The organism is Bacillus sp. FSL R5-0286 (assembly GCF_038593245.1).
GTDB lineage: Bacteria > Bacillota > Bacilli > Bacillales > Bacillaceae > Bacillus > Bacillus altitudinis.
Genome location: NZ_CP151977.1, coordinates 596,940 through 611,176, shown reverse-complemented (window position 1 = coordinate 611,176; position 14,237 = coordinate 596,940). Strand labels below are relative to the sequence as shown.

Sequence of the window (14,237 nt, the reverse complement as noted above, 5' to 3'; positions counted from 1 at the left end):
CAGGCTTAAAAGCTTTCACCTGCTATGTACACGTTTCAGGTATGATAGACATAACGACAAGAAAGGTTGGTGTTCTATGATTATCGCTGAAAACATATTTACTGTTCGTGACTTGACCTATCGTATTCGGTCTGCTGCAATTGGCGATGCCAAGCAGTTATCAGCGCTCAGGCTGAAAATCGATGGTGAAACAGAATATTTAGACCGTGAACCAGGCGAAGCCTTTCTTCATGAAAAAGATTTCGAGGTGTTGATTCAAGAGGATACCAAACAAAGCAGGCATTTATTTTTGGTCGCTGATATTGAAGGAGACATTGTTGGCTTCTCAAGATGTGAGGGACATTCACTCAAACGCTTTGCTCACAAAGTGACTTTTGGCGTCGCCATTCAAAAGGATGTTTGGGGCTATCACATTGGCAAAGAGCTTTTAGCCGCTTCTATTGACTGGGCAGATCAGCAAGGCATTCAGAAGATGTCACTTGAAGTGCTGGAAACGAACCAAAAAGCCATTCGCTTATATGAGCACCATGGCTTTCTGATTGAAGGGGTATTAAAAAATGATAAACGTCTGGCAGATGGACTTTATTACAATACTGTTGTGATGGGCAGGCAGCGGCCAAGCTTCTGACACCTTACATGACATAGCCCCATACCATTGAAACCGCACTGTAAATTAGAAGCAGCCCCATGACATACTGGAACGGTCTTTCGTAAGCAGTCAAAAACCGCTTATACAAAGAGCCAAATAGGCTCCAGCTGAATGTACCGAGAAAACCAATAAGTGCGAGAATCAGCGTCCATATGACATACTGCATATTAGATTGTCCATATGGCAAAACAAATGTTGAAATCACGGTCAATCCATACAAAATCGCTTTTGGGTTGATAAATTGCAGCATCATACCAGGGACAAAATGATTGTAACGATCAAGTGTTTCGTCATCCCCGCCTTTACTTTTCATGATTTTGACCGCTAAATAAATCATGTATGCAGCTCCAATGAACGCCATGACCCACCCTATTTTCGGCATCACTTGATAGAGAATGATATTAAAAAAGCAACTCAAACACAAAATAACGAGAAATCCGATACCCACACCTAAACAAAAACGAAATGTTTGCTTAACTCCATATTTATTCGTAAACACCATGGCCATGATATTGTTTGGCCCTGGGGTAAAGCTACTCACAAAAGCATAGATCAACATAGAAAGAATCAAAATTGCCGCCTCCCTTGTACGTTATTAAGACTTTAATTACTTCATTACGTATGTTACGCTTTATTGTAACGTTTGGTCTTTATAAAGTAAATAGAGAAAGGAGTTTTTTTCATGGAAGATGTACAATCGATTATTTCTAAAAATGTGAGGCTTCTTAGAGACCAAAAGAAATTAAGCCTCGAAAAGATGGCAGAATTAACTGGTGTCAGCAAAACCATGATTGGACAAATTGAAAGAGGAGAATCAACCCCTACCATCACGACTTTGTGGAAAATCGCAAACGGATTAAAGGTATCTTTTAGTGAGCTCATCCATGCACCACAGCCTGAAATCAAAGTAGTACGCCATGAGGATGCACAGATTTTAACGGAAGATGACGGGAGATATCGCGTATATACGACTTTTCCTTTTGATGATCGAGGGAAATTTGAAGTGTACCGAGTAGAAATTGATCCTGGCGGGTCGCTACATGCAAATGAGCACATTGGCGGGACAGAGGAATTGATTACCGTTTTTGAGGGATCGCTTGATATATCCATTGGAGATGAACAGTATCGCTTAAAAGCCGGCGACTCCATTCGTTTTAAAGCAGACCGAACTCATACATATAAACAAATTGGAGAACAAATGGTCAGGCTGCAAATGATTCTTTATTATCCCCATTAAAAAAAGCTGACAGGCTTGTCCACCTGTCAGCTTTACATTTTATATTTAATTAAATCCTGGATCGCGTACAACCGTTCCAGTAAAGGTAACTCTATATTTTCCTAAACCTAACTCTTCAATTGACGATTGATAGAGAATACCGACCCATCCATCCTTTGCATATGTAATACTTGATGGGATGTTTGACGTCGTATATGTTCTCGTTTCCGAGACGGTTCGACTTGCTTGTACCGTTACTTCACTGCTTACTTTCCCCTTCGCTTCTACCGGGACAGCGGTGACACCCGCACCCGTTAAAACAATTGCTCCAACCAAAACAGAAGTTATGACCTTTTTCATACAAAAAATCCCTCCCTTTTTTTGTTGAACATATTAACCATACCATAATTTAGAACTTTCGTAAGTTATTTTTTCATTTTTTTGAAAATTATGATATGATTGTCTTATGCTGGATAGAGGGTGTTACATACTTCTATGCTTTTATCCTCACCTCGTTCTAGTGAAACAATTGATAACGGAGGTGATTTCATGAAAAAATGGCTTATCTGTTTTCAACTTGTTTTCCTCTTCACCTTGACGGCCACACCATTTGCTTCTGCTGCTTCATGCCCTACAGTGAAACCATGTGTTATTGATCCTTAAGCATAAGAAAAAGTCGATCAAACCTATTCACTTGATCGACTTTTTTGTTATGCTTGCTCTGCTTCCCAGCGGGCAACCTCTTCTCTTACTTTAGGAGCCACTTCTTTTCCAAATAACTCAATAGCTTTCAGCACTTGATCATGCGGCATCGAACCGACCGGTACGTGCAGCATGAAGCGCGTAATGCCTACATTTTTTCGCAGATGAATCACTTTCTCTGCCACGGCATCTGGATCTCCTACATACAATGCACCTTCTAATGTTCTTGCTGCATCGAATGTAGAACGGGTATAAGGTCCCCAGCCTCGTTCTCTTGCTAATGTATTCATGACATGCTTTGTAGAAGGGAAGAATTGATCTGCTGCTAATTCTGTTTCCTCCGCAACAAATCCATGTGAATGGGATGCCACCGTTAATTTCTCAGGATCATGTCCAGCGTGAATCGCAGCTTGCTTGTAGAGCTGCACTAGCGGTGCGAACTGTCTAGGGCTACCGCCAATAATGGCAAGGACAAGTGGTAATCCTAATAATCCAGCACGTACGACAGATTCTCTGTTTCCTCCACTGCCAATCCAGATGGGAAGCGGATCTTGAACAGGTCTTGGGTATACGCCGACATCCTGAATGGCTGGACGGTGCTTACCGCTCCACGTCACACGCTCTGACTGCTGTAATTTCAACAGTAAATCTAGTTTTTCTTCAAATAATTCTTCATAATCATCTAAGTCATAGCCAAATAGCGGGAACGATTCAATAAATGATCCACGGCCAGCCATGATCTCTGCACGACCGTTAGAAAGGCCATCTAATGTCGCAAAATCTTGAAACACACGAACAGGATCTGCCGATGAAAGAACAGTTACGGCACTTGTCAGACGAATATTCTTTGTTTGCGTTGCCGCAGCTGCTAATACGACTGCTGGATTTGATGCGGCAAAATCTTCACGATGATGCTCTCCTACACCAAAAACGTCGAGACCCACTTGATCTGCTAAAATAATTTCTTCTACTACTTCACGAATACGCTGTGCGTGGCTGACTGTTTTTCCTGTTTGAAAATCAGGTGTTGTTTCTACAAATGTACTAATTCCTAGTTCCATGAATGGAACCCCCTATCTTATAAATATGTCACAAATTCAGAGACCGGCTTGCGATAGCCTCTCGCTTGTCTGCTCTCTACTTTTTCTTTTCCGAGCGTGATCATTAATACAGGAACCAAATCTGATTCGATGTTTAACACCTTTTTCATTGCTTCGGGGTCAAAGCCGATCATTGGGCAAGTATCCCATCCCTTGTTTTTGGCGGCAAGCATAAATAGCATGGCAGATAATGAAGCATTGCGAATCGCCTCTTCTTTCTGAAAGTCTGATCCTCTCTGCACATAAAAACTCATCGTCTCTCTGACCATTTCCTCATATTGTTGCGCATTTAAGATGCCGAGCATTTTTAGGCCTTCATAAATGTTTCCTGCTTGCTCATAAGCTTTCGGATCGCCGAGTACAATGATCGCTGCTGTAGCGGAATGCACCTTATATTGTCCAAATGCAGCATCTCTTACTTGCTCTTTAAGCGCTTCTGATTGGACGACGACATATTGCGTATGCTGTAAATTAAAGGCTGAAGGTGCCAGCTTCACTTCTTCAAAGATACTATTAAGCTCTTCTCTCGAAATCGAGATATTTGGCAAAAAATTTGATGCTGATCGTCTTTCACGTACCAATGTATCAAAGCTGTGTGTCATCTTGTTTCCCCTTTTCGTGAAGTTGTTTTGCACCTAAACCGATTTTTTTCAACCATTCAATGAGCTGTTCTTTTTCCTCTGTTTCGATAAAGGACAGATTTTGTGAAATGACATCTGTATGTTTTGGAAAAATATCGTCAAATAGCTGCTTCCCTTTATCTGTCAGTAATACATGGAATACACGTTTATCAGAAGGTGCACATTGTCTTTTGACTAATTCTTGCTTTTCTAATTTGTTGACCACATAGGTGATGCTCCCACTTGGAATGGATAGAATCTCACTAATTTTTTGGACGGGATGCGGTCCCTTACTATACAGTAATTCAAGAATTTGAAAGTTTTCAAATCCGATATCATAACGTTCAATGTCTTTTTGGATGTTTGCAAAAAGGGCATGGTAGGCTTTCATCCATACTCGGAAAAGCCTTAAGTCTAATTCCTGATCTTGCTTCACCATGGCAACTACTCCTTTTTCAATAAATCCTAAAACTAGGATAAATTTATCCTAACACTAGGATATTTTCTTGTCAACGTGTTTGTTTGATTAAAAAAAGACCCCTTTGATTTAGTGGTCTTCTTTTAACACAAAATGCATTTCAGCAATTTGTTTGTATTGATTCACTTGTTGTAATGAAAATCTAGATTCCTGTTCAGTTGGAGGGAAAAGAGGGATTCCTTTTCCAATCATGACAGGTGCGATTTGGAGATACAGCTCATCGACTAATTTTTCTTTTAATAATGCTTGAAGCAGTTCCCCGCCTCCTACTATCCAGATATGCTGCCCTTTTTCATTTTTTAAGTTGTGGATAAATGAGAGAACATCTTCACGAATGATACGGGTTCCTGTATGACTGTCTTGTAAAGTGCGAGAAACAATATAACATGTCTTGTCTTCATAAGGAAACCCATCAGGTGAGAGCTTTAGAACCTGTTCATATGTGTTCCGTCCCATGATCAGCGTATCGACTGAAGCATAAAATTCCTCATATCTCGTATCCTCTTCGCCCTCTGTTCCTATGAGCCAATCTAAACGGTGATCATCCCTTGCTAAATATCCATCAATGCTCATTGCCCCATAAAATAGTAATTTCCTTTTCAATCTCACCACTCCCCACTTCAATTAAGAACATACATTCTTATCTTAACAGACAGGAAAGAAAAAGAGTATATGATTAATTCGTTTCTTACGATTCCTGTTCTACCTTCATGAGAAGCTTGTACAAGATGTGTGCAAGCTGCCCCGCTTCGACTGTCATCCCTTCATGAATCCATTCCTCCAGTACACCAACAACACCAGACACAACAAATGAGGCCACAATCTGTTCATGCTCCGTAATTTGACGCTGATCAAGCTGCCACTCTTTCATGATTTTTTCTTTAAAAAACGATTTAAATTGATTCGTCGTTGGGCTATTCGGTTTGACAAATAACGTCATCATGAATTGTTTTTCTTTTAAATACTCAGTTGTTTTGTTTAAAAAGGACAGCATATCAAGCGGGTCCTGGCTTGGAAACGATTCATCGTATAGTCCGCCAAGCTGATCGAATAGTTCCTTCTCAAGCTGTTCATGCAAATCAAATACATCTTGGTAGTGCAAATAAAAGGTCCCTCTTCCTAAATCCGCTCTTCTAGATAGCTCTGATACTGTAATTTGTTGAACATCTTTTTCCTTTAAAAGCTCAAGAAAGCTTTCCCGTATCGCCTTTTTGGTTTTGATTGTTCGTCTGTCCTTCATCAAACACCCTCCATTTTTGAACAATCTGGCTATACCTGTCTATTTATGAACAAGAGATCATTCATTGCCGATGTTCGGTTTATTTTCCTCTTATTATAATAGACATATGTTCAATAATCTATATCTGTTCAAAAAAGGAGGGCCATCATATGCTTCAATTCAGACTTGCTAGAGAGGATGAACTGCCTCAAGTGGCAGCGTTGTTAGATGATTCATTTCAGAACTATTCATTTTTTGATTTATTATGCGAAAAGGTTACCAAGCGTGCTGCTTTCGCCCGTCAGCTGCATTTGATCAATACAAGGGTATATTTTCAGCATCAAATCTGTTTGGTCGGGGTTGAGAACGAGAAAATTGTGTCTGCCGCCCTGTTAAAACATCCCCGTCTTCCTGAACCAGGACTCATGGATTATGTGTTATCTGGTGGCTTAAAGCTGCTCTTTACTGGCGGCATATCGGCGATTCAGCATGTGTTCCGTATGTTAAAGGAGGCAAAAAAAGCGTGTTCTTCCTTAAAGAAACCTTACTGGTATTTAGAAGCTCTTGTCGTTGCAAAAGACCAACAAGGAAAAAAACTTGGAAGCCGTATGTTAAAGCAATGTCTTTTCCCCTTTATCGCCCGGCAAGGCGGCGGACTGTTCACACTGATTACACACAACGAGGCCAATCGTCATTTCTATCGAAAAAATGGGTGGACGGAGTTTGATGAGAGAGTACTGCACGGAGAAGAGATGTCCCTAGAAAGCTGGAGTTATAAAACCGTGATCAAATAAGGTATCTTCTTCAAGGGATGATATAATAGAAGCAGTTCAGACAATGATCATACTTGGAGGAGAGACTGATGATACGACGACTTGATCATATCGTGTTGACTGTTCAACATATGGAGGAAACCATTCGCTTTTATACAAACGTATTAGGAATGAAGGAAGAAACTTTTGGAGAAGGCCGTAAAGCCCTTCGTTTTGGCTTACAAAAGATTAACCTTCATGAAGCGGGTCATGAATTTGAACCAAAAGCTGCTCATCCCCAGCCTGGATCTGCTGACTTGTGTTTTATCACCGATTTAGATATAGACAGTTTATTGCTTCATCTTAGAAAGCAGGTTGTTCCAATTGAAGAAGGTCCGGTCAGACGTTCTGGTGCATTAGGTCCGATTGAATCCATTTATATCCGTGATCCTGATATGAACTTAATTGAAATCTCCCGATATATAGAGGAGGCTGATCCATCATGACTCGATTATTTTTGAGACCGATTGAAGAAAAAGATTATCCTGGTATTCATAGGGGATGCCAGCATGCAGAAACACTTTATATGACTGGCACACGCAAAACGTTCACACTAGAAGAAATTCGTTCAGCCTATACCCGTTTTCTGCTGGATGACAGTAGACGAGACTTTGCCATTTGTCTGCTAGACACGAAAGAAATGATCGGGGATGCGGCGATTGTGGATATTGATCCGATAAACCATACGGCAAGTTTCCGCATTGCGCTACATGGTCCAGAGCATTTTCACAAAGGATATGGCACTGAGGCTGTTCGGATGGTCCAAACATTTGCCTTTGAGACGTTAGAACTCAATCGGCTTGAGCTTGAAGTTTTTTCCCATAACCCACGAGCCTTTCGAAGCTATGAGAAAGCCGGATTTCAATATGAAGGAAAAAGACGTCAAGCGCTCTATTTCAACGGTGCTTATTCGGATGTCATCATGATGGGCATCCTTCGTGAGGAATACGATAGAATCAAATCATAAAGATGTCCCAGCCTACGATGGGTCATCTTTTTTAAACAAATGAACCCCTGTAACGATGATCAAACAAATGATAGAAGAGAGAACGATAGAGACGCTTGATATGCTGAGCGCCATCCCTTCCCATCTGCCAATGAAGAAACTGCCGATCAATAACAGCAATCCAAACAAGGTGATACATATCGGAACAATCAGCCCGGCATGGCGATGCCTGCGTCTTTTTCCTGCCCACCACGAGAGACAGAGTACAATGACAGTAAAAATAGCGGTTTGTAGCCAGAACATATCGCATCAACTCCTTTTCTTTTTTATCCTATGACAACGGAGGTTTTTCCAATGAATATTAGACCGATTCAAAAGCAGGACAATCCTTTTATCGCGGCCATTATCCGCCAGTCATTAGAATCAGCGAATCTTGCGATTGAAGGTACAGCCTACACAGACCCACACCTTGATCAGCTTTTCGATTACTATCAATCATTGACTCATGCAGCCTATTGGATTGCCGAAGAACATGGTGAAATTGTTGGTGGCGTTGGCATTGCCCCTTTCACAGATGGCATTTGTGAGCTGCAAAAGCTTTATTTAAGCCCAAAAGCACAAGGCAAAGGTGCGGGCAAGAAACTGATGGATATGGCCCTGCAATATGCTGCTACATACTACGATGCTTGTTATTTAGAAACCCGCAGTGAATTAACAGCTGCTACTGGTCTTTATCAACGGTATGACTTCTCTCTTCTTCCTGCACCGATTGAAGGCTCAGAGCATTCTGCCATGGATGCTTGGTATCTCAAAACCTTTTCAGCGTGAGGCATAAAATAAACGATACGTCTTTGTCCAATGAAAACCTAGCTTCTCTGCCAATTTGGCCGAGGCTGCATGATGGACATCGCAATCCCAATGCGGTGTCTTCCCTTTTTCAACACAGATGCTGATCATTTGCTGAGCTGCTAACAAAGCCAACCCTTTTCCACGGCAGGCTTCATCTGTCCAAATATCGATTTCCACACGTTTTTCACTTAAAAAAATAGAGACACATTCACTGACCACATCTTCACCATTTAAGATGGCAACTCCGATGCCATTAGATAAAAAGTGATCTACTCCTCCCCAATATGCTTCATAATAGCTGGATGGGAATACTTTGCTTGCGGCAATGACTTGTTCATTCGTGCGTTTGATCATTTCGTCTTGATTAGGCACAATCAGATCAGGAGAGGTCAAGTCATAAGAATACGTATGTCTTTGCATTTCATTCAGTTGGGAACCGAAGCATTTTTTCATCATCTCATCTGATGCTGGATTTGCTGAAAACAAAGTGAAACGTCCGTTCTCTCTTTTCTGCTTTTTATAAACATCCACAATGAACGTTGAACATAATGAGAGTGCTGCTTCTGTCTTGCCTGCGACATAATAAATGCCGGTTGTTGTCCCTGCAAAATAGACACACGGGTGATCTCGGTGATCCACATATAAATCTCCTTGTATCACGCCATCGAGTATCGCATCTACGAACACTGGATAGGCAGGATCAATCCGCCGAATTTCCTCTTTTACCGCTCCTGTCCTTTGTTGATCTACAAGATACAACATCATTCCTCCATTCACGAACGAGTATCTTTTCATTATAAAGGAAAGCCGCAGACACGCGGTGAATCTTTGCAACAAAAAGAATTCTTCTGCATCAAAGCAACATTCAATCGCATTCGCTTTCATCTATTGCTATGCTCATTGTGAGAGGAGGTTTATGAATGAAATTTCGTTTGATCTGGAATCAAGAAAAGGATGTGACGGAAGTAGACGTCATCAGCCATCCACATAATCAAGAACGTTTACAAAAGATGGCATCAATGATGGAGACTAGTACATCTCTAACGGTCAAAGATCCAAAAAATGATCGGCAGTCTCTTTTACCATTAGAACAAATTGAAGCGATCTCTGCGCTTGGACATCTGTCAAAGGTGATCACGACTCAGGGTACGACGTATTTTCTCAGTAAACGGCTGAAGAATCTGAAGTCGTTAGAGCGTGAACATTTCTATCGTATCAACAATGCAGTCATTCTCAATTTAGCGCAAGTCGACAGCTTTGTCGCTGGTACGTACGCTCGCTTAGAGGTCGAAACCATCTCGAAAAACAGCTACACCGTCAGTCGTCATTACGCCAAATATATAAAGGAGCGATTCAAATGATCAAGGAACTAAAACATCAATTTATGCAAACAGCTTTTGTCTCTATCGTATGGCTGACACTCATCCTGTCAATCACTCAATGGTCATCCTCTATCCCTTTTCATTACGTGTGGCACATCATTGGCATCGGTACTCTGGCAGGCATCGTCTTTGGGGTCATGTATCCTTTACTATGGAACTACTTTACCTTTCCAGCACCCATCAACATTCTCATCTCCACTGTCGTCAATTTAGGGTTTCAAGTAGGAGCCGTCGCTTTATATTCGACTACACTGCTCGAATGGATCATGCCTTATTTTATCGGTATAGCCTTTCTCACATTAATAGGCCATATCATCGCCTTTCTGTTTTACAAAAAGCAACAAAATCAAAAACTGGCGCAGGCACTGAATCACCTGAAGCCGCAGCCTTAAAAAAAGAGACCTAAAAAAGGTCTCACTTTTTTCAATAAAGATTTTTGAATAAATCTTTGGTGTTCCATTTTATTACTTTATTTTTTAATCTACTAGTAAATTATCAACAGGATTTTTTAGGAAAAGGATTATTTCCTCACTAGACACAAGCATTGGTAGTATCTGCTTTTCATTATTCTCCTGATGCCTCTTCTGTCGCCTTCCCCTTCCAAATAAGGGTTAAGCCCAATCCAAGAAATAAGACAACACCCGCAAACAGGAATGGGAAATGAATATTTTGATCGAATAAAATGCCGCCAAGTGCCGGGCCAAAGATCGTACCAAGACTTGTGTAGGTAGAGTTCATCCCTGCGACAAATCCTTGCTGATTGCCAGCGATTTTTGATAAGAAGGTCGTGAGTGCAGGGCGCAATAAATCGAACGCAAGGAAAATCACACACGTCACGATCAGCACAACCATAAAGCCTGACACGACTGTGGAAACAAAAGCGAGAACTGCTCCAACAATCAAGCATAGTTGAATAACTCGTTTCTCCCCAAGCGCATTCACCATTTTACCAAACACGAGGACTTGGATGATGACGGCTACAATTGAACTGACGGTAATGATAATCGCAATATCCTTCGGACCAAATCCAAACTTGTGATTTGTAAACAAGCTAAAGACCGTTTCATATGCAGATAGTCCAAACGCCAGCACAAAGACAATGATGAAGGCGATGAGATAGCTTGGATGAATCGATTTTTTCAAGTCTTTAAAGAAGCTCGATTCCTTCACTTGATCCATTTGCTCTTCTCGCTCTTCTTTTGTTAATGGCTCCTTCAGCATAAACATAGACGAAATCACAGCAATAAATGCAATCCCTGCTGCAAAGAAAAACGGCAGGCGAACGCCATATTCTGCAATAAATCCGCCAATTCCCGGGCCGATGATAAATCCGGTACTAATAGCAGCGGATACATACCCCATTGCCTTTGATCTTTCTTGAACGGTTGTGATATCAGCGACATAGGCAGTGACAGCCGGCATGATAAATGCCGCACTAATACCGCCTAGAAGCCTTGCAAAATACAGAACATAAACATGTGTCCCAAGGCCAAAAACGAGTTCTGATAACGCGAATAGAAACAGCCCAGACACAATCATGATCTTTCTTCCGTATCGGTCTACCCATCTTCCCGCAATAGGTGATGCGATAAGCTGTGCAACAGCAAACGCCGCCACAAGATATCCCATCGTACTGCCCGTTAAATGCATGACATTCATAAAGAGCGGCATGACAGGTATAATCAGACCGATACCTAAAAACGCAATAAATATATTACTTAATAAAATAACAAGTACGGCTTTTTGCTCACGAATCGGTTTTTGCATGATGTTTGTTTCCCCTTTACTGACTCACTTGTTACTCATGATGGTTGATTCCGTGAATAAACAATGAGATCGCCTCTTTTTGTAATTCCTTTTTCTGCTGCATCGTGTCATTTCTATATAACACGTCTAATCCGTAGAATACGGAAAGTAATATTTTCACTTTTGATTCAACATGCTGAATCGACCAGCTGCCATCTTCGTTTCCTTCAAGCAGGATGTCTCTCATCACATCATCAAAGTCCACATCAATTTTGTTCAGACGCTCCATGACTTCATCTGATGTAAATGCACTGGCACAGAATTCTTCACTTGCTCTCATTAAAGGATAGTTAATCCCCATTTGACTAAGCAGCTCTGCAAACCCTGCGAGCTTATCAATGGCCCGGTGCAGCGTTTGTTTCTCTTCATGCCACGTCTCCATCATGAATCGATGATCCTCTTCCATAATATGAAGGAACAAAAACTCTTTTCCTTTAAAATGATGATAGAGGTTGCCTTTACTAATCTCAGCCGCCTCTAGAATATCTCGCACGGATGTTTCAGAATATCCTTTTTTCGCAAATAAATCACGTGAAGCGGTGACAATCTTCTGCTTCGTCTTTTCACTTTTTCCAGCCCCGCTTTGTGTACTTGTCATCTATGAACAATCCCTTCTACCTTGCTTTTCTTCACACGGACAAATAAAACCGACCAGTTGGTTTATTTTTTTATTATAAATGGAGATCGCCCATAATACAATGAAAAAGGCATCGACTTCCTAAGGAGTGAATCTAAGTGAAAACAAACAAAACGATCATTTATGCCATCACCAAAAAGGACGTATACTTGTTTTTCTTTTATGATCTATTCATTGCCACCTTAGCCTACTACATGTTCAAAATCAAACCAACTATGTTTTATGAATGCTTAGGGATAACAGGAAGTATTCTTTGTCCATTGTTGATGAGAAAGTGGAGGTAGAGGTCATTTTCTCATCACATCTATCCCTCTTTTATTTAATTTTTCTTAACATTTAACTTCACTTAAATATTAAGATCGCATATAATATAGGAGAAAAGAGGTGATGTCATTGGATGAGGATATCATTCATTACAGCAAAAAAATCATTGAGTACTCAAACGCGCTAGGCTCTATCTATGTAGAAGAGTATCAACGATTCTTAAAAAATGAGTATGCAGATTTAACAAGCAAACAAGAACTGACACTTGAATTGCTGCGGTCGAAGACGAGAACAATCAATGAACTAGCTGATTATTTCTCCATTTCATCTAGTGCCGCTAGCCAGCTCATATCAAAGCTTGAACAGCTTGGATATGTGAAAAGAGAGATTAATCCACATAACCGTAGAGAAATCATTGTTGATTTTGCTCAAAAGGGCCATGACTATCATAAAGATATTGAAAAAATTCAGCTACATCTTATTCAAAAATACTATGCCAAGCTTTCAAAAGAAGATCTAAAAACATTATTATCGCTTTACGAAAAAATCTATCAAATTGCGAAAGAAACGCCTTAACCCGGCCTTTCATGCATGAATATGTAAGCTAGATAAACGATGAAGGGGATGATCATATGGACAGGATTCATTTGCAAGATGGACGTCATATTGGTTTGTCTCAATACGGTGATCTTGAAGGATTCCCAGTATTCTTTTTTCATGGGACACCTGGATCGAGAGTGATGTTTTTAGATGATGATCCAATCTCAAAAGAGCTTGGCATTCGTCTCATTTCTTTAGACAGACCTGGTTTTGGTTTATCTGATCCGCAACCTAACCGTACCATTTTAGACTGGGCAAAAGACGTACAGGAAGTGGCCGATCATCTTGACATCTCCCATTTTTCAGTGATTGGTGTCTCTGGAGGCGGGGCATTCGCTGCTGGTTGTGCCTATCAATTGCCAGATCGCATTCTTTCGGCTGCTCTCGTCTCAAGTACCACCCCATTTCAGGATGGTAAACCGCCTAAAAGTATGCTAAAAGAGAACAAGATTGCCTTTTTCCTCAGTAAAAGAATGCCTTGGCTCTTAAAGGCAAGTTATCGCGCTCAGAAAAAACTAATTGAAAAAAAACCAGAGAAATTCAAGAAACTAACGAAAAAAGGGAACAAACATTTACATCCTTCGGATCGGCAATTTCTTCAAACCGATGAGCAACTGGAGCTGATGATGATGCATTTATACGAAGCTACTCGTCAATCGGTTGATGAATGTATTCATGAACCAGATTTACTCTCACGGTCATGGGCATTCGATATGAAAGATATACAAATCCCTGTGGATGTCTGGCATGGAAAAGAGGATCAGATGGCCCCTTTTGCAGAGATAGAAAGAATGGCTCCCAACATTCCAAACGCCAAAACGCACTATATCGAGCAAGCAGGACATTTTCTTACTGATATAGATGATGTTTGGAGAGACATTTTACTCTCTTTAAAAAAACGGGCAGAACATCAGGTACACATATAAAAAAAGACCCAATGATACGTCGGGTCTTTTT

22 protein-coding genes are annotated in these 14,237 nt (G+C 40.8%); 11 read left to right on the top strand and 11 right to left on the bottom strand.

Annotated features, from left to right (window positions below):
* The first annotated feature begins 76 nt into the window (after positions 1–76).
* On the top strand, positions 77–628 hold the full coding sequence (locus tag NST24_RS03010) for a GNAT family N-acetyltransferase (protein ID WP_096881064.1): 552 nt from the start codon (positions 77–79) through the stop codon (positions 626–628).
* Between the two features lie 4 nt (positions 629–632).
* Here NST24_RS03010 and NST24_RS03005 read toward each other — a convergent pair whose 3' ends face one another.
* Positions 633–1,220 carry a LysE family transporter gene (locus NST24_RS03005; protein WP_012009044.1) on the bottom strand — a complete coding sequence of 196 codons (588 nt, stop codon included), beginning with the start codon at positions 1,218–1,220 and terminating at the stop codon, positions 633–635.
* Positions 1,221–1,331: 111 nt separating this feature from the next.
* Here NST24_RS03005 and NST24_RS03000 point away from each other — a divergent pair, with 111 nt between their 5' ends.
* Positions 1,332–1,886, top strand: a complete 555-nt coding sequence (locus NST24_RS03000; RefSeq protein WP_041507617.1) for an XRE family transcriptional regulator — start codon at positions 1,332–1,334, stop codon at positions 1,884–1,886.
* A 45-nt stretch (positions 1,887–1,931) separates the two neighbouring features.
* Here the strand turns inward: NST24_RS03000 and NST24_RS02995 are convergent, their stop codons facing one another.
* From NST24_RS02995 to NST24_RS02970, 6 genes are all read right to left on the bottom strand, one after another.
* The gene (locus NST24_RS02995) at positions 1,932–2,225 is read right to left on the bottom strand and encodes a hypothetical protein (protein ID WP_024719163.1); all 294 of its coding nucleotides are present in this window, start codon (positions 2,223–2,225) and stop codon (positions 1,932–1,934) included.
* A 350-nt stretch (positions 2,226–2,575) separates the two neighbouring features.
* Entirely contained in the window at positions 2,576–3,628 is a 1,053-nt protein-coding gene (locus NST24_RS02990; protein WP_047947346.1) for an LLM class flavin-dependent oxidoreductase, read from the bottom strand.
* A 17-nt stretch (positions 3,629–3,645) separates the two neighbouring features.
* Positions 3,646–4,269, bottom strand: coding sequence for a nitroreductase family protein (locus NST24_RS02985; RefSeq protein ID WP_144668398.1), 624 nt, complete (start codon positions 4,267–4,269; stop codon positions 3,646–3,648).
* On the bottom strand, positions 4,253–4,726 hold the full coding sequence (locus tag NST24_RS02980; RefSeq protein WP_041507616.1) for a MarR family transcriptional regulator: 474 nt from the start codon (positions 4,724–4,726) through the stop codon (positions 4,253–4,255). The genes NST24_RS02985 and NST24_RS02980 overlap by 17 nt, the downstream gene beginning before the upstream one ends.
* Before the next feature lie 108 nt (positions 4,727–4,834).
* Entirely contained in the window at positions 4,835–5,374 is a 540-nt protein-coding gene (locus NST24_RS02975; protein ID WP_024719166.1) for a dihydrofolate reductase family protein, read from the bottom strand.
* A gap of 79 nt (positions 5,375–5,453) precedes the next feature.
* Positions 5,454–6,005, bottom strand: a complete 552-nt coding sequence (locus tag NST24_RS02970; protein ID WP_024719167.1) for a TetR/AcrR family transcriptional regulator — start codon at positions 6,003–6,005, stop codon at positions 5,454–5,456.
* A gap of 149 nt (positions 6,006–6,154) precedes the next feature.
* Here NST24_RS02970 and NST24_RS02965 point away from each other — a divergent pair, with 149 nt between their 5' ends.
* The 3 genes from NST24_RS02965 to NST24_RS02955 all read left to right on the top strand — a co-directional run bounded on the left by NST24_RS02965 (position 6,155) and on the right by NST24_RS02955 (position 7,763).
* The gene (locus NST24_RS02965) at positions 6,155–6,778 is read left to right on the top strand and encodes a GNAT family N-acetyltransferase (RefSeq protein ID WP_047947336.1); all 624 of its coding nucleotides are present in this window, start codon (positions 6,155–6,157) and stop codon (positions 6,776–6,778) included.
* A gap of 68 nt (positions 6,779–6,846) precedes the next feature.
* Complete coding sequence (locus tag NST24_RS02960) at positions 6,847–7,242, top strand: VOC family protein (RefSeq protein WP_008346708.1); 396 nt, start codon at positions 6,847–6,849, stop codon at positions 7,240–7,242.
* On the top strand, positions 7,239–7,763 hold the full coding sequence (locus NST24_RS02955) for a GNAT family protein (protein ID WP_024719169.1): 525 nt from the start codon (positions 7,239–7,241) through the stop codon (positions 7,761–7,763). Before NST24_RS02960 ends, NST24_RS02955 begins: the two co-directional genes overlap by 4 nt.
* A 12-nt stretch (positions 7,764–7,775) precedes the next feature.
* Here the strand turns inward: NST24_RS02955 and NST24_RS02950 are convergent, their stop codons facing one another.
* Positions 7,776–8,045: a YesK-like family protein gene (locus NST24_RS02950; RefSeq protein WP_024719170.1), complete on the bottom strand. Its 270-nt coding sequence runs from the start codon at positions 8,043–8,045 to the stop codon at positions 7,776–7,778.
* Positions 8,046–8,096: 51 nt separating this feature from the next.
* Here NST24_RS02950 and NST24_RS02945 point away from each other — a divergent pair, with 51 nt between their 5' ends.
* On the top strand, positions 8,097–8,570 hold the full coding sequence (locus tag NST24_RS02945; protein ID WP_144668402.1) for a GNAT family N-acetyltransferase: 474 nt from the start codon (positions 8,097–8,099) through the stop codon (positions 8,568–8,570).
* On the opposite strand, the gene NST24_RS02940 is transcribed toward NST24_RS02945, so the two are convergent.
* Positions 8,562–9,350 carry a GNAT family N-acetyltransferase gene (locus tag NST24_RS02940; RefSeq protein WP_144668464.1) on the bottom strand — a complete coding sequence of 263 codons (789 nt, stop codon included), beginning with the start codon at positions 9,348–9,350 and terminating at the stop codon, positions 8,562–8,564. The genes NST24_RS02945 and NST24_RS02940 overlap by 9 nt on opposite strands.
* 161 nt (positions 9,351–9,511) lie before the next feature.
* Here NST24_RS02940 and NST24_RS02935 point away from each other — a divergent pair, with 161 nt between their 5' ends.
* Together NST24_RS02935 and NST24_RS02930 are read left to right on the top strand one after the other, a co-directional pair.
* Complete coding sequence (locus tag NST24_RS02935; protein WP_144668404.1) at positions 9,512–9,952, top strand: LytTR family DNA-binding domain-containing protein; 441 nt, start codon at positions 9,512–9,514, stop codon at positions 9,950–9,952.
* Complete coding sequence (locus NST24_RS02930) at positions 9,949–10,365, top strand: hypothetical protein (protein WP_342462296.1); 417 nt, start codon at positions 9,949–9,951, stop codon at positions 10,363–10,365. The genes NST24_RS02935 and NST24_RS02930 overlap by 4 nt, the downstream gene beginning before the upstream one ends.
* A 172-nt stretch (positions 10,366–10,537) precedes the next feature.
* On the opposite strand, the gene NST24_RS02925 is transcribed toward NST24_RS02930, so the two are convergent.
* Together NST24_RS02925 and NST24_RS02920 are read right to left on the bottom strand one after the other, a co-directional pair.
* Positions 10,538–11,740 (bottom strand): MFS transporter, encoded by a 1,203-nt coding sequence (locus NST24_RS02925; RefSeq protein ID WP_024719176.1) that lies wholly within the window; start codon positions 11,738–11,740, stop codon positions 10,538–10,540.
* Positions 11,741–11,771: 31 nt separating this feature from the next.
* Positions 11,772–12,377 (bottom strand): TetR/AcrR family transcriptional regulator, encoded by a 606-nt coding sequence (locus NST24_RS02920; RefSeq protein ID WP_113767297.1) that lies wholly within the window; start codon positions 12,375–12,377, stop codon positions 11,772–11,774.
* A gap of 137 nt (positions 12,378–12,514) precedes the next feature.
* Here NST24_RS02920 and NST24_RS02915 point away from each other — a divergent pair, with 137 nt between their 5' ends.
* The 3 genes from NST24_RS02915 (at position 12,515) to NST24_RS02905 (ending at position 14,206) form a co-directional block, all read left to right on the top strand.
* On the top strand, positions 12,515–12,700 hold the full coding sequence (locus NST24_RS02915) for a hypothetical protein (protein ID WP_024719177.1): 186 nt from the start codon (positions 12,515–12,517) through the stop codon (positions 12,698–12,700).
* A gap of 103 nt (positions 12,701–12,803) precedes the next feature.
* A complete protein-coding gene (locus NST24_RS02910; protein ID WP_019743356.1) occupies positions 12,804–13,256 on the top strand; it encodes a MarR family transcriptional regulator in 453 nt (150 codons plus the stop codon).
* A 56-nt stretch (positions 13,257–13,312) separates the two neighbouring features.
* Positions 13,313–14,206, top strand: coding sequence for an alpha/beta hydrolase (locus tag NST24_RS02905; RefSeq protein ID WP_045035190.1), 894 nt, complete (start codon positions 13,313–13,315; stop codon positions 14,204–14,206).
* Positions 14,207–14,237: the final 31 nt, after the last annotated feature.